Origin of the sequence: Bradyrhizobium quebecense (assembly GCF_013373795.3) — a bacterium.
GTDB classification, from domain to species: Bacteria; Pseudomonadota; Alphaproteobacteria; order Rhizobiales; family Xanthobacteraceae; genus Bradyrhizobium; species Bradyrhizobium quebecense.
In genome coordinates this window covers 1,272,392-1,294,610 of the sequence record NZ_CP088022.1, presented here as the reverse complement: position 1 = coordinate 1,294,610, position 22,219 = coordinate 1,272,392, and the positions used below count along the sequence as shown (strand labels likewise).

The 22,219-nt window shown below is 64.8% G+C and carries 17 protein-coding genes; 3 read left to right on the top strand and 14 right to left on the bottom strand.

Going from position 1 to position 22,219, the window contains the following annotated elements; all coding sequences use genetic code 11:
• Nucleotides 1-199: 199 nt before the first annotated feature.
• The 5 genes from HU230_RS06055 to HU230_RS06035 form a co-directional block, all read right to left on the bottom strand.
• Nucleotides 200-1,471 (bottom strand): calcium-binding protein, encoded by a 1,272-nt coding sequence (locus tag HU230_RS06055; protein ID WP_176532480.1) that lies wholly within the window; start codon nucleotides 1,469-1,471, stop codon nucleotides 200-202.
• Nucleotides 1,472-2,141: 670 nt separating this feature from the next.
• On the bottom strand, nucleotides 2,142-3,299 hold the full coding sequence (locus HU230_RS06050; RefSeq protein ID WP_176532481.1) for a glycosyltransferase family 4 protein: 1,158 nt from the start codon (nucleotides 3,297-3,299) through the stop codon (nucleotides 2,142-2,144).
• Complete coding sequence (locus HU230_RS06045; RefSeq protein WP_176532482.1) at nucleotides 3,296-5,290, bottom strand: heparinase II/III family protein; 1,995 nt, start codon at nucleotides 5,288-5,290, stop codon at nucleotides 3,296-3,298. The genes HU230_RS06050 and HU230_RS06045 overlap by 4 nt, the downstream gene beginning before the upstream one ends.
• Nucleotides 5,287-7,473, bottom strand: coding sequence for a bi-domain-containing oxidoreductase (locus tag HU230_RS06040; RefSeq protein ID WP_176532483.1), 2,187 nt, complete (start codon nucleotides 7,471-7,473; stop codon nucleotides 5,287-5,289). Before HU230_RS06040 ends, HU230_RS06045 begins: the two co-directional genes overlap by 4 nt.
• Before the next feature lie 112 nt (nucleotides 7,474-7,585).
• Nucleotides 7,586-8,824: a glycosyl hydrolase gene (locus HU230_RS06035; RefSeq protein WP_224943035.1), complete on the bottom strand. Its 1,239-nt coding sequence runs from the start codon at nucleotides 8,822-8,824 to the stop codon at nucleotides 7,586-7,588.
• Between the two features lie 117 nt (nucleotides 8,825-8,941).
• Here HU230_RS06035 and HU230_RS06030 point away from each other — a divergent pair, with 117 nt between their 5' ends.
• From HU230_RS06030 to HU230_RS06020, 3 genes are all read left to right on the top strand, one after another.
• On the top strand, nucleotides 8,942-10,294 hold the full coding sequence (locus HU230_RS06030) for a glycosyltransferase family 4 protein (RefSeq protein ID WP_176532484.1): 1,353 nt from the start codon (nucleotides 8,942-8,944) through the stop codon (nucleotides 10,292-10,294).
• 73 nt (nucleotides 10,295-10,367) lie between these two features.
• Nucleotides 10,368-11,678, top strand: a complete 1,311-nt coding sequence (locus HU230_RS06025; RefSeq protein WP_176532485.1) for a nucleotide sugar dehydrogenase — start codon at nucleotides 10,368-10,370, stop codon at nucleotides 11,676-11,678.
• Between the two features lie 17 nt (nucleotides 11,679-11,695).
• A complete protein-coding gene (locus HU230_RS06020; RefSeq protein WP_210284551.1) occupies nucleotides 11,696-12,406 on the top strand; it encodes a class I SAM-dependent methyltransferase in 711 nt (236 codons plus the stop codon).
• Nucleotides 12,407-12,427: 21 nt separating this feature from the next.
• Here HU230_RS06020 and HU230_RS06015 read toward each other — a convergent pair whose 3' ends face one another.
• The 9 genes from HU230_RS06015 to HU230_RS05975 form a co-directional block, all read right to left on the bottom strand.
• Entirely contained in the window at nucleotides 12,428-13,099 is a 672-nt protein-coding gene (locus HU230_RS06015; protein WP_176532487.1) for a class I SAM-dependent methyltransferase, read from the bottom strand.
• An 85-nt stretch (nucleotides 13,100-13,184) separates the two neighbouring features.
• Nucleotides 13,185-13,811, bottom strand: a complete 627-nt coding sequence (locus HU230_RS06010) for a class I SAM-dependent methyltransferase (protein WP_176532488.1) — start codon at nucleotides 13,809-13,811, stop codon at nucleotides 13,185-13,187.
• Nucleotides 13,808-15,097: an MATE family efflux transporter gene (locus HU230_RS06005; RefSeq protein WP_210284272.1), complete on the bottom strand. Its 1,290-nt coding sequence runs from the start codon at nucleotides 15,095-15,097 to the stop codon at nucleotides 13,808-13,810. Before HU230_RS06005 ends, HU230_RS06010 begins: the two co-directional genes overlap by 4 nt.
• Before the next feature lie 26 nt (nucleotides 15,098-15,123).
• Nucleotides 15,124-16,416, bottom strand: coding sequence for an O-antigen ligase family protein (locus tag HU230_RS06000; protein WP_176532490.1), 1,293 nt, complete (start codon nucleotides 16,414-16,416; stop codon nucleotides 15,124-15,126).
• Nucleotides 16,413-17,528 carry a glycosyltransferase family 4 protein gene (locus HU230_RS05995; protein ID WP_176532491.1) on the bottom strand — a complete coding sequence of 372 codons (1,116 nt, stop codon included), beginning with the start codon at nucleotides 17,526-17,528 and terminating at the stop codon, nucleotides 16,413-16,415. Before HU230_RS05995 ends, HU230_RS06000 begins: the two co-directional genes overlap by 4 nt.
• 3 nt (nucleotides 17,529-17,531) lie before the next feature.
• Nucleotides 17,532-18,290 (bottom strand): class I SAM-dependent methyltransferase, encoded by a 759-nt coding sequence (locus tag HU230_RS05990; RefSeq protein WP_176532492.1) that lies wholly within the window; start codon nucleotides 18,288-18,290, stop codon nucleotides 17,532-17,534.
• Entirely contained in the window at nucleotides 18,287-19,129 is an 843-nt protein-coding gene (locus HU230_RS05985) for a hypothetical protein (RefSeq protein ID WP_224943034.1), read from the bottom strand. The genes HU230_RS05990 and HU230_RS05985 overlap by 4 nt, the downstream gene beginning before the upstream one ends.
• Entirely contained in the window at nucleotides 19,113-21,386 is a 2,274-nt protein-coding gene (locus HU230_RS05980; protein WP_176532494.1) for a polysaccharide biosynthesis tyrosine autokinase, read from the bottom strand. Before HU230_RS05980 ends, HU230_RS05985 begins: the two co-directional genes overlap by 17 nt.
• Before the next feature lie 129 nt (nucleotides 21,387-21,515).
• Nucleotides 21,516-22,175, bottom strand: coding sequence for a hypothetical protein (locus HU230_RS05975; RefSeq protein ID WP_224924331.1), 660 nt, complete (start codon nucleotides 22,173-22,175; stop codon nucleotides 21,516-21,518).
• Nucleotides 22,176-22,219: the final 44 nt, after the last annotated feature.

Sequence of the window (22,219 nt, the reverse complement as noted above, 5' to 3'; positions counted from 1 at the left end):
GGAGCCCCTGCTTCGACGCGCTACGTCATCTCTAAGCAAATACTCAAATTATCTCGATGACTCACAATTGGAGCAGGCTGCAAGACTATCAGACAACATTTTCGAGCACCACCTGCAATCGAAAAAAAGCGCCGCCTCAACCATGGTTGAGGCGGCGCCTTCGCTTAGTGCAGAGCTAGTTTAGTGCAGACCTGGGATCTTACAGCTTGGTCGAGTGACCATCGTTGAAGATCAGGTATTCGATGTTGCTGATCTGGGTCACTTGGCCATTGCTGAAGTTGACGTCCAGAGAACCATCCTTGCCCGCGGTGATTCCGGTCACATCGGTCGAGGCGTGATCCAGGAAGGTCAGCGAGTCCTTGTTGCCGGCACCGCCGTCAATGGTGTCGCTGCTGTGGAGGTTGGACAGGTAGAAGTAGTCCTGACCAGAGCCGCCGACCATCGAGGCCGTACCCGTGGCGGAGCCAACGAACGAGTCGTTGCCGCCGCCGCCGAGCAGCGTCTGGTTGCCCGAACCGGCGACCAGCGTGTCGCTGCCGGAGCCGCCATACAGCGTGTCGTTGCCAGCACCGCCGTAGAGCGTGTCGTTGCCGTCACCGCCGTAGAGCGAGGTCGCGTGCGACGCATCGCTGCCCGAGTAGAGCACGTCCTTGCCGGCGCCGCCGTACTCGGCAACGGTGCCGGTGCCGCCGACCAGCAGGTCGTTGCCGGCACCGCCATACAGCGTGTCGGCACCCGCACCGCCATAGAGCGAGTCGTTGCCCGCACCGCCGTCGAGCCGCGAGCCGTGCGACGCATCCGAGTTCGAGTAGAGCGCGTCGTTGCCGGTGCCGCCGCTGAGCAGATTGTTGCCCGTACCGCCAACCAGCACGTCGTCGCCGCGACCGCCCACCAGATCAGACGACGTACCGCCGTAGAGCGTGTCGTTGCCGGAGCCGCCGAGCAGCGTGTCGGCTCCAGTGCCGACCAGCAGATCGTTGCCGGTGCCGCCATCCAGCGTGCTGTGACCGGAGGCGTTGTCGACAAGCACGTCATTGCCGGCACCGCCGCTGAGCGAGTCATGACCCGCGCCACCGAAGATCGTGTCATTGCCGCCGCCGGCGAGGACCGTCGTATCGCCGGTGTTGTTGATGAAGACCTGATCGTTGCCGGAGCCGGTCGCGACCAGCACCGGGGTGCTGCCGTTGACCGACAGCGTCACGTCGCTGTTGGTGGCCTCGATGATCGCCTTCAGGTTGGCGTCAGTGTTAACAGTGTTATTGGCGTTGGTTTCGATGAGAACGTTGGCAGCCGGATCCGGGTTGGAGATCCCGGCACCCACCTGCACCGGAATCTGCGTTCCGTCGTCCGGGCTGGTGAATCCGACCCCTGCGTTGATCAGATAGTCAAGAATCTGTTGCTGGGTCGCGTGATCGATCGTGGAGTTGATCGCGTGTTTGAGGTCAGTCTGGTCGAGATTGTAAGTCGCCATCGATGTAGCCCCTGCTTGGGATACGAGGATTCAAGCCGCTCGCCCGCACTTAGGCTGTTGATTCACAACTGGTTTGTTGCGACGCAGCTCAAATGTGGACACAGGTTACGAACTTGTTAAGTCAATTGTTAAGTCCGCAATACCGAAGTGTCAATCAGCAATGCGCTATTAACGTCTGGTTCCATGAGACTTATGTGAGACTTAGCACCACCTCGGTCGCGGACTAACATTCAACGCAGGCAGCTCACAAATGTTAGCCGCAATGCAAAAAAGGGTAGTGATTATACGGGGTTTCATCCAGTCCCAAGATGGCGCCAGGGCGCGGAATCTCGCAGCCTTTGCGTGCGCTTCGACGCGATTTTCTGATCTGAAAAAATATTTCTGCGTCGCGTGAGAGCTTTTTCAGAAAAGCGTCAAACGTCACAACCGGCCGGCACGCGAGCGGCGTTATGCCGGGTTCTGGTTGCAGGCTGCGAGTGTCAAGCGGACAAAAACCGGGGAATCGATCGTAGAATCGGGGTAATTGAGCCGCTCGCCCAAAGCCGGAGGAGGCGAGATCAAGCATCCGATATAACAAATTAACATCAGATTCGTCGGAACCCGTTAGGGACAAGAGCGCGGCAACGGCAAGACGGAGCCCGATCACGGGCGAAGCATCCGTCTGCGGCAATCATCCAGCGGCGGCACGCGCGTAGATGGCCTCGAGCAGCCGCAGATTCTCGTCCGGCGCGTAGCGCTCGAGATAGGCGGTCCGTGCAGCCTGCCCCCATGCCGTTGCGAGATCGGACGCGCCCAGAAGCTCAACAATCCGCTGTCTGAGCCCTGCCGTATCGCCCGGCGGCACCACAGCGCCGGTCTTGCCGGCGCTCACCACCTCGGCAAGTCCGCCGATCTCGGATGCGATCACCGGCGTACCCTGCGCGAAGGCCTCGACCACGACCATCGGAAATCCCTCGTACCATAGCGACGGCACGACCAGCGCCCGGGCACTCGCCATCTCCCCAAGCACGTCTGCACGCGAGAGCGCGCCGAGGAACCTGACATTGGCGGGCGCCCGAGCTTCGAGCGCAGCGCGCTCTGGTCCTTCACCGACGATCCGCAAGGGCATGCCGGTCCCCGCAACAGCATCGAGCAATACGCCGACGCCCTTCTCGCGGCTCAGCCGTCCGACATAGAGGAGCCCCGTGCGCGGCATCGCCGGATCGGGTGCACCCGGATCGGCCATGAAGTTCGGCTTCACGTCGATCCGGCCTGCATCGAAGCCTGCCTGCGTGAACAACGTTCGGGCAAACTGCGTCAGCGCGATCAAGCGCACACCGGGACGCGTCCAGGTGCCGCGGCGCTGGTGCCGCGCGATCATGTAGGCCGAGGCCAGCGAGCCCGGCAGCGATCCGCGGTAGCAGCGATGGGCAACGCCCCAGAGATGGCCGCGGTCCAGGCACTTGTGGCAGATACGGCCGTCGCGCAGCAGCATGCCACCGGTGCAGATGGTGCGATAATTGTGCAGCGTCACTACCGCAGGCACGCGCTGTTGCCGGCAGACATCGAACACGGCGGGCGAGAGCAGCGGAAAAAAATTGTGGACGTGGACGATGTCGGGACGAAAGCGGTCGAGCGCCTCCGCGACGGCCCGTTTTCCCTCCGCATTATCGGCGATCGACAGCGTCGTCGCGATCCGCGCGGCAAGCGAATTGATCGCCTCGTTGCTGACCGTGAGCGTCTCAACGCTGTGTCCTGCGCCGCGCAACAAATCGACTTCGGCCTCGAACACGACGTCCTCGCCGCCGCGGCCCCCCTGATACCGGTTGTGAGCGACCAGTATCTTCATGATCGGCGTGCCGGCTCGGGAAACCAGCGCAGCTCCGTCACTAGGCTTTGGCTGGCGGCCAGCGTTCCGGAGCCGATCAGCGTCGTCGCCGGCACCTTGAGATCGAACGACGGCGAATACCAGCCGGCCGGCACGGTTTCGTCACCGCGATACACAGTCCAGCTAAGCGCCGCCGGCAGCTCGAGCTCGCCGTGTCCGCCGGGCCATGACAGCTGCGCGTTATGCCCTTCGAGCTTGCATTCGACGTCGGGACCAAGATGCCAGCTGAGGCTCGCCGGCGCAGCAAGCCCTTTATCGGCAAGCACAATATCGGTGACGACGAGCCGTGCCGCCAGACGCTGCAATTGCACCGAACGGCGATGCACGAGACGATCTGCTGTGTCCTGATATCCCGAATGCTCCGCGACGCAGCTTGCGTCCGCATCACGATCGTCCAGGCCACTCGACGCGATCAGCCGGCTCTGCGCATGCCGCGTCCACAGAAACGGCCCGCCCGACACCGACTGGTCGCGCCCGAACAGGCAGAGCGTGTTGTGCGCCAGCGTGGAACGGAAATGGGCACGCCATCGCGGATCGCCGTGATAGCAATAGGTGCCGGGGTCGGCGAGGATATCGACGCCGCCGATCCTGCATTCGAGCGACAGCGCATCCGCATGCGCATGCCCCGCAATGCGGCCGAAGCCATGCGGGCCGTGATCGCAGCGGCACCACACCGCCCGGTCGGCATCGACGAGAAAGGTCTGTCCCGCCTCATCAAGCAAATGCGGGCGGCGCGCGGGCCGCGCGGCGATCGCACGCGCCTTGATGCCGTCGGTCAGAAGAAACGTGCGCAGGTCGGGCTCCGGCAGCTTGGGCCACCACGGCAGATCGCCGAACAGGCGCGCGCCGGTGCCGAGCAAACCGAGCCAGCGATTGCCGGCGTGATCGTCGAGCAGCAGGCCAATGCCCTCGTCGCCATCACCCTGACGCGGAGGACGCGCGCGGTCGTCGAGCATCGCGGCGATGACGTCGCTCATGCGGCATATCGTGGTCCAGACCATGTCGCCCAGCTGGTGCCCGGACGCTTCGCCCTGCACTGCCGCGGCCAGCAGCAGTTCGAGGACAAAGCCGTGATAATCGGTCGCGAGCTCACGATTGCTGCCGCAGGCGAAGGTTTGCGCAACAGCCTCGTCTGCCAGCGTCCTGGCGGCATTCTGGCGCCACAGCGCGCTGTCGCGGAAAAAGGGAAACACACAGGCCGCCGCAAACTGCCCGGCAGCCTCCGCGATGATGTGGTTGTTGGCGGAGGAGCCACGGCTCGGGAACTGCGACAGCCAGTATTGATGCGCATAGAGCTGCGTCAGGAACTGGTCATTGTCGTCGAACAGCGCAGGCGCGCCGGGCCAGTTCTGTAGCAGCTGGCGCACCCAGGCCCACGAGATCAGCCGCACGCCGAGCTCGATGCCGCTGATCCAGTGCGGGCCGCGCGGAAACGGATTTTCGCGCCACCAGCTTGTGAGATGCGCGGCCACGCGCCTGGCGTAGCGTTCGTCCGAGGTCAGGTAATACGCCGATGCGAGCACCGTCAGATGGTGGTGACGCGACGGCTCCCAGATGTATTTGATGTTCCCGACCGCGGCTTTGTCGCGATAGGGCACCGCAAACGCGTACATGTCAGCGGGCGCCCGCTTGCCGCTGCGGACATCGACGAACCAGTCCGGCCGCTCGCCCAAAGCATCATGATCTCTGGCGAAGACCTGCCAATGTCCGGCGAGAATCCGGTCGGCAGCATGGATCAGCCGCTCGGTGGCGTGCTGCGGAGCGTGCGCCGGCAAAGGCAGCAGCTTCAGCCGCGGCCGCCGCGGGCCCGGGACAAGCCGGGCGCTGGCGTGTCGTGCGACATCGGGCGGCGTGATGCGCCAGAGCAGGCGCAGCAGCTGATCATTCACCCGGCCCGCAAGCTCGGACGGCTCCATGCGCTGCAGCCTGCGCAGATACCAGGCCGGATTCATCTCACGCCGGTCGAGGCGCGCGCGACGCCCTGCTCTGCTGCGCCGATCGTCAGATCGACCGGCATCCCGGCAGCGGCGCTCTCCTGCACCGCGAGCGTTGCGCGGGTGGTCGCAAGCAGCGATTCGGGCCCGATCGGCATCGCGGCCCCCGATGCGACCGCGGCGATGAAGGCATCCAGCATGGGCCGCTGCCCCTTGTCGAGCCGCGCTTTCTTCGCGGTCCGCTGTCCGGCGTGCCAGACCTCGAAGCCCGAGAAATTGTCGAAGGCGGCAAAGCCGGTGCTTGCCGATATTTCGAGCGCCTCCTTCGGCACACGCGGATCGCCGCCAGTGAGATAGCTGAGGCTCGCAACCGAGCCGTCGGCAAAATCGAACGTGGCGACGAGATTGTCGACATCCTTGCCCGCGGTACGCGCCGAGACGCGCACCGGCTCGGCGCCGAGCCACCAGGACAATACGTCGATGAAATGGCCGCCCTCGCCGACGAAGCGGCTGCCCTCGCTCTCGGCCTGCAGATACCAGGATGTTTTCTCCAGCGGGCCGGCGATCACGCGATATTGCAGCGCCTGCGGTCCCACCGGCGCGAACGCCGCGCGCATGCCCTGCAGCAGCGGCGAGAAGCGGCGATTGAAGCCGACCATCAGCCTGTTGTTGCCGGTCTCGCGGATCACCTGCTCCAGCTGATCGAGCGAGCTTGTGTCGATCGCGAGCGGCTTCTCGACAAACACCGCCTTGCCGGCGCACAGCGCTTGGGTCGCGAGGTCGGCGTGGGAGGCATGGCGCGTTGCGATCAGCACGGCATCGATGTCGTCGGCCTCGAGCACCGAGGCCGCATCCGTCGAGGCACGCGCGAAGCCGAACTTGCGCACCGCGGTGGCGCCGCTCAGGCCGGTGTTAGTGGCGACCTCGACGAGATCGACGCGCGCGTGATTTGCAAGCTGCGGCAACAACATGCTGGAGGCATAATTGCCCGCGCCGATGACGCCGAGCCGGACCCGGCCGCTGCGCAGCGCAACGGCCGGACGATAGACCATCTGCATCGCGCGGGGAGCGGCGTCCGGATAGGCGAACACCATGCCGAGACCAACCTCGCCCCGGCTCATGCGCTCGAATGCCGACGTTGCCTGCTCCAGCGGCACCACTTCGGAAATCAGCGAAGAAAAATCGAGCCGCCCATCGGCGAGCAGGGCGACGATCGCCTCCATGTTGCGCTTCTCGGTCCAGCGCACATGGCCGATCGGATAGTCGATGCCGCCCTCCTCGTAGAGCGGATCGTAGCGGCCGGGGCCGTAGGAGCGCGAGAATCGAACGTCGAGCTCCTTGTCGTAGAATTCGTTCCACGGCAGGTTCAGCGTGCATTTGCCGATGTCGACGATGCGGCCGCGGTCGCGCAGCAACGCGGCCGAACGCGACGCGAGATCCGGATCGTCGCTGCCCGCCGTGATGAACACGCAATCGACACCGTTGCCTGCGGTCAGCTGATCGATCCGGGCGCGAAACCCGGCCGCAGCATCATCAGATGCGACCGCGCAGATTGCGGCGCCCGCCGCCTCCGCCTGACGACAGCGCGGCTCCAGCCTGTCGAGCCCGACGACCACGACACCGGCGCTGCGTAGCAGGCGCACCATGATCTGCCCGATCAGGCCGAGGCCGATCACGCAGGCGGTCTCACCGAAACCGATTTCCGACTGGCGCATCGCCTGTAGCGCGATCGAGGCGATCGTCGTGAACGCGGCCTGGTCGAGCGCTGCACCGTCCGGCAGCGGCACGCAGAGGTTCACCGGCACCCAATTATATTCAGCATGGGTTGCATACTGATTGCCGCCGCAGCAGACCCGCGCTCCGACCGAGAAGCCGCCGACACCCTCGCCCACCTCCACGACGGTGCCCGACAGCGAATAACCGAGCGGCGTGTAGGAATCGAGCCGGTTCATCACCTTCTGATAGGTCGCAAGCAATCCCTGCTGGCGGACCGAGCGCACCACCTTGGCAACCTGATCGGGGCGCGCACGCGCCTTGCCGAGCAGCGACAGCCGGCCTTCGGTGAATTTCATCATCTCGGTGCCGGTCGACACCGCCGAAAATGCCGTGCGCACCAAAACCCCGCCGGGGCGGCAGCGCGGCGCCGGCACGTCGATCAGCTTGAGCTCGCCGCTCTTATAGTTTTGCGCGATCTGCTTCACGGTCGGTTCAATCGCCTCAAGTTAACAGTGCCCGTTGTATCGCGCCCGCCGCCCGCAACGAAGCCGGGAACATCGTCATCGTTATCTCATCGCCGAGGGTTTAACATCGTTATCATTCCAGCAACAGGACCGGTTTAGGCGAGATCTCGACCTCACCGTTGGCGACAGCTCCTTCGCCGCCGTCCAGGCCCTGGTAACGGCTAAAACGCGGGTCGACCCGATGTACGGACCGCCCCTTGGTGGTCCAGAGGATCAAGCCGTTGCGGCCATCCGGCATGCGGAGTTCGACGCGCCAGGTCGACGGCGACGTCCTGCCTGCCGCCACGACGCTGGCGCCGACCAACCATGACTGGACCGTGCGATAGGCAATTCCGCTCGGAAGCAGCCCGCGCGCCCGGTCCCACAATTTGCCGAAGTCGCTGCCCCCGCCGGCGAACTCGTACCAATAGAACCGGTCGACACCGCTGATCCATTTCAGGATATAGGCGCGCGCCAGAAAGCCATCCGGGTTGTCCTCGTGGGACGACCAGCCGGCCTCGGTGTCCCAGATCGGCCTTGTGGAGAGATCGTGCGCGGCGAGGATCTGCTTGAAGCGGGCGATGATTCCGATCACCGCTTCGGGTTCGCTCGTATAGCCGTGGAAGGCGAAGACATCGGCATATTGTCCGCCGCCTTGCGCCATGAAGGCCGTTTGCCAGCGATAGCCGTCGGGCGTGCCGTTGGACGACGGCGTCAGCACAGTCAGGGCGGGATCGCTGGCCTTGATGATCTGGTAGGCCCGTTTCTGCATCTGGACCATGGTCGCGATATCGCCCGAGTAATATTTGGGATCCTCGGGCTCGTTCCAGATTTCCCAGTATTTGATGCGGCCGGCGGCGCGCGTAACGGCCGCACGCACCCATTCGTCCCATGACGTGAGATCGGCAGGCGGCGAGCTTGCGCCCGGCGTGAATGCCGGCGGCGCATCCTTCACCGACGCGGCCCAACGCGGCGTGAAGGCGAGATTGAGGACGATCTCGACGTGCTCGCGCTCCGCCGCCGCAAGAATGGCGTCGAAGCGCGCCCAATTGTAGATGCCGGGCGCCGGGTTGATCTGCGCCCAGTAGATCGCGCCCCACAGGCGGACGCCGTCAAACTTGAGCGCCGGCCATGGCTGTGACTGCCCGATCGCATTGATCGTCATGCCGAAAAGCGTCGGCGGGATCACCACGTTCACATGGCTCACATTGAGCACATCGTTTGCCGCCGCACCGGCCCACTGCAGCGGCCATTTGTGAGCCAGCGGCGCCAGCGCACTCAAAACCAGCGCGATCAACGCCCTTTGTGCCCAATCCCTCACTCTACCTGCCATGTCGGTGTCTCGTCGCCGTCACATCCGCGGCGGGATTGCAAAATGGAAGCTACGCATGTTAATGCCGATGTTAGTCCGATTGTGATGTTGTTAGGTCAATGGTATAGATCATCGCAGATGTCGAGAGCTGAACCATCACCGCGGCGGATCCTGATCATCGTCGAGAACCTTCCGGTTCCTTTCGATCGCAGGGTGTGGTGCGAGGCAACGTCGCTGCGCAAGGCAGGCTATGAAGTTTCGGTGATCTGCCCGAAGGGTCGCGGCCATAACGAATCCTACGAATGCCTCGACGGCATTCACATTTACCGTCATCCGATGCCGGTGGAAGCGCGCGGGATCGCCGCCTATCTCATTGAATATCCGGTCGCGCTGTTCTGGGAGACCTGGCTTGCGATCAAGGTGGCGTGGAAGCAAGGCTTCGACGTGATCCATGGCTGCAATCCGCCCGACCTGATCTTCCTGATCGGCCTGCTGTTCAAGCTCGGCGGCAAGCGCTTCGTGTTCGACCATCACGACGTCAATCCCGAGCTCTACGAAGCAAAATTCGGCCGCAGGGATTTTTTCTGGCATCTGCTGCGGCTGGTCGAATATCTCACCTTCAAGACCGCGAGCATCTCGATCGCGACCAACGAATCCTATCGCGAGATCGCGATCACCCGCGGCCGGATGCCGGCCAACCGGGTTTTCGTGGTGCGCTCAGGCCCCAATCTCGAACGGGTGCGCTCCCGCCCCGCCGATCCGGCTTGGCGCCGCGGCCGGCGCTACAGTGTCGGCTATGTCGGCGTGATCGGCCAGTCGGAAGGCATCGATCTCCTGCTGCAGTCGATCAGCCACATCGTGCACGATCTCGGCCGTACCGACATCCAGTTCAACATCGCCGGCACCGGGCCGGAGTGGAATGCGGTGGTCAGACTCTGCGAAGAGATGCAGCTCTCCAACTATGTGAATTTCACCGGCGCTATCGCCGACGAGGCGCTGTTCACGATGCTCTCGACCGCAGACGTTTGCGTCAATCCGGATCGCGTCACGCCGATGAACGACATCTCCACCATGAACAAGATCATGGAGTACATGGCGCTCGGACGGCCGATCGTTCAGTTCGAGGTTCGCGAAGGCCGGCGCTCCGCGCTCGACGCCTCGCTCTATGCGGCGAAGAACGACCCGCAGGATTTCGCCGGCAAGATCATCACGCTGATCGACAATCCGTCGCTACGGCAGACGATGGGGGCATTTGGCCGCAGCCGCGTCGAGCGCGAATTGTCCTGGACGCACGAGGAGCCGAAGCTGCTCGCCGCCTATGAGGCGTTGTTCGCCAGGAAGCTCCCCTGGCAGAGCCGCGCGCCGCGCGCGACCGCCACCGCCACCGCCACCGCCACCGCCACCGCCACCGCCACCGCCACCGCGGAGCGGTCAACCTCGCAGGCGTCTGGTGTCAACGCCAATGCAGCCGCCGGGCGGGCATCGCGTTGAACGCCCCGCCGCCTCACTCACGCGAAACACGACGCGGCCACGCGCAGGTCGCTGGATTGTCGAAGGTCGAAGCATGAACGTCAGCATTTTCGGCCTCGGCTATGTCGGAACGGTCTGCGCGGCCTGCTTCACCGAACTCGGCCACCAGATCATCGGCGTCGACAAGAGCATCGCGAAGGTCGATCTGATCCGCGAGGGCCGATCGCCGGTCATCGAGCCGGGCATCTCGGACAAGGTGGCGCACGCGGTTGCAACGGGTCAGTTGACCGCAACCACCGACGCCACCGAGGCGATCGTCAACAGCGACATATCGATGGTCTGCGTCGGCACGCCGTCGTCCGGCAACGGCAATCTCGACCTGACCGCGATCCGGCAGGTCGCTATCGAGATCGGCCGCGGGCTGCGCGCGAAGAACGCGCCGCATACCGTGACGATCCGCTCCACCGTGCTGCCCGGCACCACCCGCGACACCGTCGGGCCGCTGATCGAGGAAGCCTCCGGCAACAAGATCGGACGCGATTTCGACCTCGCCTTCAATCCGGAGTTCCTGCGCGAAGGCAGCGCGATTGCGGATTTCAACGCGCCGTCCAAGACCGTGGTCGGCGCCTTCAACCAGGAAACCGCCGACCGCGTCATGGCGCTCTACAAGGATTTGCCGGGCGCCAAGATCACGCCGCCGGTCGAGACCGCCGAACTGGTCAAATATGTCGACAACAGCTGGCATGCGCTGAAGGTCAGCTTTGCCAACGAGATCGGCACCATCGCAAAGACGCTCGGCATCGACGGCCGCGACGTCATGAACATCTTCCTGCAGGACACCCGGCTCAACATCTCGCCTGCCTATTTGCGGCCGGGTTTTGCCTTCGGCGGCTCCTGCCTGCCCAAGGACGTCAAGGCGCTAAAGCACCTTGCGCACCGCCGTGGACTGTCGACACCCGTGATCGAAAGCATCCTGCCGAGCAACGACATGATCATGTCGCGCGGCGCCGACTGGATCCTGTCGCATGACGGCCGCCGCATCGCGTTCCTCGGCATCAGCTTCAAGGCCGGCACCGACGATGTCCGCGACAGCCCCTTCGTCGAACTGGTCAAAAGCTTGCGTGGCGAGCAGCGCGACATCCGGATCTACGACCCGAACGTGCAGCTGTCGCAACTGATCGGCGCCAACCGGGAATTCTTGATGCGCAACCCTGAGCTGGTCGGTTTGCTGCATGACGATGTGACGGCGACGATCGAATGGGCCGACATCATCGTGCTGACGACGGCCGATCCGCGCTTCGTTGCGGCACTGAAGGCAACCCGGCCCGATCAGGTGGTGCTGGAACTGTCGGACATTGGACTGCCCCGAGAGGTGCGCGCCAAAGTGAGCGGCTTCCACTGGTAGGGAACACCGTGGCTACCATGGCCCAGACCCGCGACCGACCCGAAATCCGCTTTCACGACGAGATCTCGTCGGAATGGGAGAGGCTGCATCAGAGCCGCACCTTCAAGGCGCGCACCGCCGCGATGTTCGATCTGCTCGGGAACGCGGACCTCAATGGCCAACGCTGGCTGGATGCAGGTTGCGGCACCGGAACGCTCTCCCGCCTGCTCGCCGCGCGCGGCTGCGACGTCACCTGCGTCGACGCCTCATCGGAGATGATTGCGGCCGCGCGCGACCGCCCCGCCAACGGCCCGCCGGCCGACCGGCTCACATTCCGGCAGATTCCGACCATCGCAAACCTGCCGTTTGCGGATCGATCCTTCGACGGCGTGCTCTGCGCGAGCGTGCTGGAATATGTCCCCGACGTGGCGCAGTGCCTCGCCCAGATCCATCGCGTGCTCAGGCCCGGCGGACTGCTCCTGGTCTCGATCCCCAACCGCGGATCGCTGCTGCGCCAGGGCTACAAGCTCGCGCATGCGGCTTCGTCGCGCGTGTCTTCGCGGCCGCTGTTCCGCTACCTCGCCTTTTCCAAATTCGACACCACGCCGGCCGTCATGCAGGGCCTGCTGCGACAACATGGTCTCACAATGCTCGGCGTCAGCTTTGGCGGCTCGCCGCTCCCGCCGGCGCTCGATCGCCGGCCCACGGTCGGCACGCTGATCAATATGCTCGCCCGCCGCGACGATTGATGCGGCGGGCAGATGCCTGCCTCACGCCTTGATCGCCATCAGCGACTTGGTCATGCCGAGATATCGCTCGCGATAGATCTTCGCGTCCGGGAATGTCTCCGTCATCTCGCGCCCGTCGAACAGGTGCCAGTCGGGCGCGGTCCGTTTGAACCAGAAGCGGTTAGACCTTTCGATCAGTGCGATTTGCTGTCGCCTCGGCAACAGGACGATGATTCCGGGCAGCCAGGTATGGCTCTCGATCGGAAAGTACCGATACGGCGTCTGCACATAGAACGACTTCGCGACCCGCGAGATCTCGCCAGCAAAGCGATTCTGGTGCTCGCGTGCGATATTGCGGAATGCCGTGTCACTCTCGATCGTCACGACGGCCTGCTTCGGCCCGGTGACATGTTCGATCACCGACGAGCAGAAGCAGAAGTCGAACGCCTGATCCTCGAACGGCAGGCGCTCGGTCTCCTGCAGCAGCACGGTCTTGAACCCGAAGCGCTCGCGCGCCGCCTTCAGATCGTCGGCCGAAATGTCGCAGACGGTGATGTCGGTATGGCGCGGCAGAACCGCGCGAATGTGCCGGCCGGTGCCGCCGCCGAGATCGAGGATCTTTGCGTCGAGCGGCAGGTTCACGGTGCGGACGAGGAACTCGCCGCGCCGCTTGCGCGCTGCACCGGAAAATCGGGCTTGAATTGCGCCCAGCAATGTCAGTCTCCTGCTACCGCTTGCGTGCGTCTAGCACGGCACGCGCAATTCTTCACGCAACGGCATATCGGCTCCCTGCTTCCGCTCACTTGATCGCCTCAAAGAAGATCGACTCGTCCGGCCGGTTGTCGAGCCGGTCGATGTCAGGGCAGATGCCCTCGCGATAGGCCCGGGTGTGGGTCTCGGAACAGCCCGCGTCGCGGAACAGCGCCGCGAGGGAGGCGCGCGTAAAGCCCCAGTGATGCGCGAAGGCGGCCTCCTTGCGGCGCTCGATCTCGAACACGCCCTTGAGGAAGGCCTGCGGCGCTGCCGGATCGTAGAGCGCGACGATCCTTTCCATGTCGGGGACGACGATGCGGCATACCCCGCCCGGCGCCAGCACCCGCGCGATCTCGCGCGCCAGCCGCTCGACCTCGTCAGGAAACAGATGCTCGAAAACATGCGCACTGAACACCGCCGCAAGGCTGCGATTCGCGAACGGCAACGGCTTGGTCAGATCCATGTAGCGGAGCCCGGCAAACTTCCCCTGGCGGTGCTCGGCATAGCGGGCGTCGCTTAACAGGCCGGCGAGATGCAACGCTTTCGCCGCGAGCGGCACCCGCGCGATCCACAGATGCATCGTGATGTCGGTGTTGATCCAGCCCGCGATGCCGCAATTGAAGGCGCCGATATGCAGCCGCTGCAGCGCGCGGCCGGGTGCGTCGTCGGTCATGTCTTCTCCCGCACCGAATTGGTCAGCACAACCACGATCACCGACGCCGCGCTGGAGGCCACCATCGCCGCTACCGCTCCCATCACCTGCCAGGCTTCCGCCGCAAGCGGCAGAACGCAGCACAGCGCGACGAGGCCAGCGATCCGGCTCAGCATGAACCGCTGCGGCCTGCCGGTCGCAAACAGCGGCAGCGCGAGGCCAAGCCACACCGCGTCGAGCGCCATCGCGGTCCCCATCAAGGCGATGCTGCCGGTCCCGATCTCGTAACTCTGGCCGTGAATGACAAGCGCGAGCATGCGCTGACCGAGCAGCACGACCATCGCGCCATAGGCGAGCGCGATCGAGCCGAGCAGCACCGCATTTTCGCGCGCAGCAGCGCCGACCGCACTGCGCCGGCCGGCGCGCAGCTCGGCTGCGATTTCCGGCAGGCGGACCGAGAACATCGTCGCGCAGAACTGGCTGAGCGGTGCGAACGCCAAGAGCAGGATCCGCAGCGACGCGCTCGCGTCCAGCCCGATCAGGAAGCCGCAGACCGGGATCAGCCCGATGCTGCCGATCCAGTAGGTGAGCGAGGTCGCGACGAACCAGCGGCCGTTCCGAAACAGCCGCCGCAGCGAGCCGCGGAAGATCCGGGTCTGCGGCCAGGCCAGGTCGCTGGTGTGAGCGAGCAACAGGCTGCCGGCGAGTGCCGCGGAGATCGCGATGCACGCCATCGCGGCGGCAGCGCCGGTCAGCTTGAGCGTGATCATCAGCCCGGCCGAGACGACGAGCGCCGCGCAATAAGTCAGCGACGACGCCACCGCGCGCGGCAGCCGCCCGTCGAGATAGCAGATGCGGCGGAACATGCTTTGCAGCCGAACCGCAGGGATCGCGAGCCCGGTTGCGATCACGAGCCCGCCCGCGACGCCGCCGACCGCACCGATCACGAGGCCGGCAATCACCAGCAGCAGGCCAAGCGCCGCCGAGAGCAGCAGCGACGACAGATAGAGGCCGAGCCGCAGCTGCGGCCACAGCGATTTCGGGATGCGATGCGCGGTCGCCGGCAGCCCGTCGTCGAACAAGCCGCGCAGAAACACCGCCTCGATCAGGATCGAGAACGACCAGGCGATGCTGAATTGGCCGAATGAATTGATATCGAGCACATTCGCCAGCACGATCGTCAGCACGAAGGCCGAGCCGCTGAGCAGCGCCTGATCGATCAGGCCGAGCGCGACATTGCCCCCGGCGCGCCGCAACCGGCCGAGCGCTCCGCGCGCAGCACCGGCGACCCGGTTCTGGGCCGCCATACGATCCAGCCTTTCCGTCAACGCACTCACGCCTCACTCACACGCAGTCTGGAAAACGCCCGCCGCGGCGCCATTTTCAGCCTGGCTTCCGGTCCGAAATAGCACCAGAACACCAGCACGCAGCCGAAATAATTATGCAGCAGCTGGCTCGAATCGTTGGCTGACGCGATCACGACGAACAGCAGCATCGCGAACGGCGCCAGCCAATACATCCCGCGCCGCTCGAAGGTGAAGACGATGGTGTTCCACAGCGCCCGCGCCAACAGCAGCATATAGAACGCGCCGCCGAGCAGGCCGAACTGGAGGAAGGCATCGAGATAGGAATTCTCGAACGAGCCGAACTCGGTGTTCCATGGCGCCATGCTCGTCAGCTCGTTCACGGGCGAGTTCGGCAACTCGTTGAAGAACCCGGAGAAGCCGTAGCCGAGCCAGGGGTGTTGCCAGAAGAAATGCGGCCAGACCGCCCAGAGGAACGAGCGGCCGGTCAGGTTTCCGCTGCGGCCGACCAGCCCGTACAACTCGTCGCTCGGCACGGCGAACACGACCAGCGCAACAAAGGCGAGGCCGAGCCAGTAGATTGAGGCAGCTCCCCTGCGCCCAAGCACCACCAGCAGCAGCCCGAAAGTCACGGCGAGTGCCGTCAACATGCTGATCAGCGGTCCTGCGGCGCCGGCCGCGGCGAGCGCAAAGAGATGACACCCCATCAGCAACAGCGACCAGCCGAACTGCCGCCGCGGCCCCGCCAGCATGCGGACGAAACAGATCAGCACCATGAGACCGAAGAAGGCGCCCGCGAGATTCTTGTGGCCGAACACGCCGGCATAGGCCTGGGTCCCGAGCACGGTCGGCCGATGCAGCGGATCATAGTCCCATTGCGAGCCGATCACCGGAAACAGCAGGACGTGAACGATCAGCACCGCGATTCCGATCCGGAACAGGGTGTCGACGAGCCGATCGACGGGGCACCTGATCACGACCCATGCCGAGAACAGCGTGGTCAGGAGATACATCGCGAACTTGATCGACGCGCCCGCCGGGTCGGCGCTCAGCGCCAGCGACACCAGCGCGAAGGCAATGAACGTCAGGTAGAGATGCGATTGCAGCATCAGCAGGCCAAAGCGCTTCCGATCGACCGCAACGTGCAGCAACAGCAGGATGTAAAGCAGCAGCCACGCGCCGCGGAACAGCGTGGACTCCCCGGCCCGTTCCGCGAACGAGATGCCCTCGATGAAATTGAACAGGAAATAGATGCAGCCGAGCACCATCACCAGATAACCGTGCAGAAAGACCTCGGTTCGAAACCACCATCTGCCGATCATTGAACGGCTTCCTGCCGGGCTGGCGCCCTCAAGAGATGATCGACCGCAGCCGTGAAGCGTGCCGCGGCATCAGCAAGCGCATCTCGTCGCACGCTCTGCCGGGCCTGTCGCGACATCGCCTCCCAGCGCGCGGGATGTTCGAGCAAGCCACGCGCCGCGTCGACCCAAACCTGCTCATCGAGCACGCAAACATGGCCATTAACCTGGTCGCGCACCAACTCGCCGCCTGCCCCAACATGGGGCGACACCAGGCAAGGAACCCCACACTGCAAGGCCTCGTTGCACACCAGACCCCACGGTTCCAGCAACGAGGGCAGCAGCAACAGCCGCGATTGCAGATAGACCTCCGATATTGCCTGCCACGGCACATAGCTGTCGTGGCTGACATCGATGCCGGCGCCCCCGAGCCGCGCCAGCATGCGCTGCCCGGCAGCGCCGGACCCGACCACGCGTACCCTTAAGCCGGGCAAGACCCGGCCGAGCGCGATGGCGGCGCTCTCGAAGAAGATCGCGTTCTTGGCGTCGTCGTTGATGCGGGCGCACCAGAGCAGGTGAAATGGACGGTCGTGGAAACCCGGGACGGTGTCCGGCGGATCCCATGCCGGCACCAGCGGCACCACGAACAGATCGTCGTCGCCGACACCCTCGCCACGAAAATACGCCCTGCCCTTGTCGCTGCAGCACACGACCGCGTCGCACTGGCGCAGCAGCCATGGCCGCGCCAGGCGATGATAGGCCGTGTTAGGCATCGTCTCGCGCCAGCCGTCGATCGTCAGCGCAAGCGCCCTGCCGTTGGCGCGCGCCCATGCCGCGCCGGCCAGCATCGAGGGATAAAGCCCATTGACGAACAGCAGGTCGGGTGCCAGCGCGTTCAAGGCGCGCCCGATCCCGATATTGAGATGGGTGTAACGCGACCGCGACAGCGGGATCGAGACACCGGGCACCGTGCGCGTCGTGTAGCGCGGCGTGAACGATCCGGCCCAGGAGCGATCGGCCTCCTGCGCGGTACAGGACAGCACCGCGAGATTGAGCCCACGGTCAACCAGCTCGTTGTAGAGCCGGTTGGTGTAGGGTGTGATCATGTTGTTGAAGACGACCACGCGCTGCGCCATGGCTTATCGGTCCCGCGGCGGCGGCGCCGCCTCGGCGCGCCGGCAGAGCGCCCCGCAATGATAGGTCGCAAGCCGGGTCGCAAGCTCGGGGCTGACCGACAACAGCGACTTCCGCACAAGGCTCTTGGCAAGCCCCTTGACTCGCGATGAATAAAAGGCGTGCACCGGCAGGCTGTGATCATAGGTACCGAAGCCGACAACATCGAGCCCCGCGGTCTCCAGCACCAGGCGAAACGTGTCCGGCGTGTAGAAATTGATGTGGCCGATGTCGAGCGTCGATTGCAGCGCCCGGCGATTGGTCCGCGCATGCAGCTCGCACGGCACTTCGAGATAGATGAAATTCCGCGCCACCCGGGCAAGCTCGTGCAGGAACGCGCGCGGCTCGGGCACGTGCTCGAGCACGTGGCTGGCATAGACGAGGTCGAACGATCCATCGGCGAACGGGATCGTTGCACCGTCATAGCTCGACCAGCGGAACGGGGCTGAAGCGGCGCCGTCGATCTCCAGATTGGTTGCGGGATCGATGACGTCGATGCCGGTGAAGTCGCGGCCGATGCCGATCGCGGACAGCCGCGCCAGCACGGCGCCGGTGCCGCAGCCGACCTCGAGCACACTGCCGACACTGGAGGCGGACGCGCCGAGCAAGCCGGCGATATGATCGGCCTTGTCGACCGCGCAGACGCGGCGCCAGTCGCGCTCCTGCGCCGAATAGACGCCCTCATAATGCGCGTTGTGCTGTCCGATGCTGAATTCCATCGTCATGGTCTAGCCATCGCTGCGGGCGGCATTCGGGCAAGCTCGTCGAGGCGGTCGTTCGATTTGCGCTCCAGATCGCGTCGCTCTGCCGGCGAGAGGTGGTCGAGATCGTATCCAATGTCGGCCATGGTGCGGGTCAGGATGTCGACGTTCCGTTGCGGGACAGCCGCAAGGCCGGCCAGCAGCCTGTCCCGGTGCAGCCAGCCCGGGCCCTTCAGGAGATCGATCGCCTCGGTGTACAATTCGGTCTTCACCAGACGTGCGAACTCGGCAACGACCACGCCCGACAAATCGGGCGGCAGGGCATCGAGCATCGCGAGCGCCATCGCGCTGCGCTTGACAGCGATCCAGCCCTCATTGGGTCCGAGCCGGTAAGACATCCGCAGCAGGTCGAAATTGGCGTCGCTCAAGCCCTGCCTCGTGTTGCGCAGCCAGAACAGCACCAGCCAGAGATACGGATCGGCCGGTGCGCAGCCGAGCGATTTGCGGACGGCCGCGTCGAGCTCGCCCATCCGGTCGTCCACCCGATCGCCGGATGCGAGCGCGTTCTCCGCGAGCCGCAGCCGGATCACCGCCGCGCTGCGGTCGACCGCCGGCATGCAATCCGATCGCGCCGCGGTGCGCGACAACAGCGGGCCGAGGTCATCGAGCTCGGCATCGCTGACCGGCACGTTGCGCAGGATCAGGTCCCTGGCGCCATCCAGCCGCGTCTGGGCCACGAAGGCCGGCAAGGTGGTCGCGCCCCAGGCGACCGACGAGCACGCGACCGCGGCCAGGAAGCCGCGCGCAAGCCAGATGGCGGCACGCCCGGGCATCGCACCGTGCGTCTCACTCGGTGTAGCCATATCGCCCATAATGCGAGTTGTAGTAGTAGTTCTTGCCGCCATAGCCGCTATAGCGGCTCATCGCGGCGATATCGGCCTTGTTGAGCACGACGCCGAGCAGGTTCTCGTTGACCGCGCGCGCGCTGCGCAGCGCCCGCTCGACCACCTGCACCTGGGTCTTGCCCCATTCCACGATGAAGACGAAGGAATCGACGAAATGCGCGGTGATGCGGACATCGACCACCGGCGTCAGCGGCGGGAAGTCGACGATCACGTAATCATAATGGCTACGGACCCCGTCGATGAAATCCTTCATCTGGTCGGAGGCCAGCACCTCGTGCGAATGCGCGATGCGCGACCGTGTGGCGCCGGGCAGGAAGGCAAGGCCGGTCTCGGGATCGCGCCACAACGTGTCCTGCAATGTCGCATTGTTCGACAGGACGTCGAGAATGCCGCGCTCGGCGCTCGCGGCGACCTTGCGGCTGAGCGAGGGATTGCGCAGGTCGCAATCGACCAGGAGCACGCGTGCCCCGCTCTGCGCGACCAGCTGCGCGAACACGAAGGCCAGCGTCGACTTGCCCTCGTTGGGCAGCGCCGAGGTCAGGCCGAGGATCTTCGACGGCTTGGTGACGTTGAGGTCCGCATTGACCTTGATCGAGCGAATTGCTTCCGAGAACCGTGAGAACGGCGAATCGATTGCAGCCCACAGCACCGGTTCATCGCCGCGCTGGATCATGCGCGCGCCGACCGGCAGGTTGGGACGAACGACCACCGGCGCCTTGAGCTGGCTTGGCGAGAGGCGGGGAACGATGGCAACGCAATCGGCGTCGAGGATGGTCTCGACCATTTCAGCGGTGCGGAACACCCGGTCATAGAGGTCACGCAACACGCCGAGCCCGAGCCCGGCGATCAGGCCGCCGAGCGCCGAGAGCGCGAGCACGACCAAGGTCTGCGGGTGGCTCTTGCTGAGCGGACGCGAGGCACGCGTGATCACCCGCGCCTCGCTGACCGGGAACGACTGCTGCTGCACATTTTCCATGTAGCGCTGCAGGAAATTGTCATAGAGCGAGCGGTAGGTCTGGGCCGAGCTCTCGAGCTCGCGCAGCGTGACCTGCGCCTGGTTGGTGGACTGCGACTGCGAAACCGACTCGTTCACGGCGCGCTCGATCTCGGCCTGACGCTGCAGGGCGATCGCATAGTCGCTCTTGTAGCTTTCGGCGAGCCGCTTCAGCTCGTCGATGATCGACGACTGGATCTCGCGCATCTGGTTGCGCAGATTGACGGCGGCCAGGTGATTGTAGCCGTAGCGCGACGACCAGTCGGCCTCGCGGTTGGCCAGCTCAAGATACTGCGATCGCAGCTTGGTGATGACCTGGTTGTTCAGGGTATCGGCAACCGTCGCGTCGGCGACGCCGCCCTTCACCACCGCCTCGATGCGGTCGAGCTTGGCCTTGGCGTCGGTGACCTGCGACTTCACATGGACCAGCTGGGTGTTGAGCTCGCCGAGCTGCTGCTCGTTGAGCAACTTGCCGCTGGATGTGACGATGTTGTTGGTCTTCTTGTAGTCGAGCACCGCGCGCTCGGCATTGGATGCCTGCGTGCGCAGCTCCTGGATGCGGTCCTGCAGCCAGACGCTGGCGCGGCGGGTCGCCTGATACTTGGAATCGAGCTGGTCGACGATGTAGGCGTCGGCAACACCGTTGGCGATCTGCGCAGCACGTTCCGGATCGAGCGAGCGGAAAGAGACCTCGATCACATAGGTCATGCCGCGGCGGCGGACGTCGAGTTGCTTCTGGAAGGTGCGGACCGCGCGCCGAGTCCGGTCGAACTCGTTGGGCGGCGCGCTGCCGGCGAACAGGCCGGATACGAAATCGAGCACGGCTCCCGCCGCGCCGGCCCTGGAGCCGATGAATTCCGGATCCTCGTTGAGCTTGAGGTCGCGGATCACCGCGAGCGCCACGTTCTCGGATTTCAGGATTTCGACCTGGCTCTCGACCGCGGAGGAATCGACCGGGAGCTCGCTCACCGGCGATTGCTGCTGGAAGGTCTGGAATTTGCGCGTGTCGATGATCATCGTGGCGAGCGCGGTATAGCTCGGGGCCGCCGTCATCAGGTAGCAGATGCCGCCGAACAGGCAGAGGCCCGCCGTCCCGAGGATCACCCAGTACTGCCGGAGCAGATAGGTGACAAAGGCGTCGAAGGTCTCCGCCAGCGACGGCAATTCGGCCGGACGATTTCTCAGATCGACAGACGGCGAAATCTGGTTACGCTGAAGCATCTCGTCCTATCGCCGCGCCGGCAGGATACACCCTGCCCTCGCGCCCTCCAGTGATCCCGGGAAGCGTCCCGCCGCCGACACCAAAGCGCGTTGCTGCAGAGAGTTCTCCATTGGGGATCGAACGCCCGCTCAGGGAGTAACTGTTGAAAGCAGCGTGGTGCCGCCGGTAGTCGTACCCGTCGTCCCGTTGCCGGATCCGGTGACCGACGAGGTAAAGCTGAAAATGCCGGTGTTCACGCTGTTGCCGTTGATGGCCTCGAGCGTGCCGCCGCCTGCGCCGCCGGCACCGAGGGCGCTGGTCTGGCCGCCGGATGCACCGGCGCTGCCCGCGCCGCCGGCGCCGGTCGCAGCGGTGCCGCTATCACCCGACGCCGCGGCAAACGCCATCACGGTGTCGAGGTCCTTGGTGTCGGCGATCGCCTGCTGAATGCGCGTCGCGTAGGGCTGATCGCTGCGCACGACGATGCGCGCGGCCTGGGCGAGGCCGGCGGCGATCGCGGTCTTCTGGTCCTTGCTGGCCTTGGCGAGCAGCGCAACGAGCGGATCGAGCGACGTCGGATCGTTGAGGGCGAAATCGCGCGCCCGCGAGGTCAATTCCACGCCGGCGTTCGGATATTGGGTCAGTAACTGTTCCGGATTGGCCTTGAAATTCGTGACCGCCTGCGAGAGCTGGATCAGCCCGCCGGGCGTTTCCGCCATCGCGGCGCCGCCGGGCGCCGCCAGCGCCAACATCGCCAATACCGCCAGGCGTAAGGCGGAAAAGCCGCCGGTTCGTTCAAATGTGAACACCGCTATCTCCCTAACGAATACTAACAGTTCGTTAGCATAGTCAG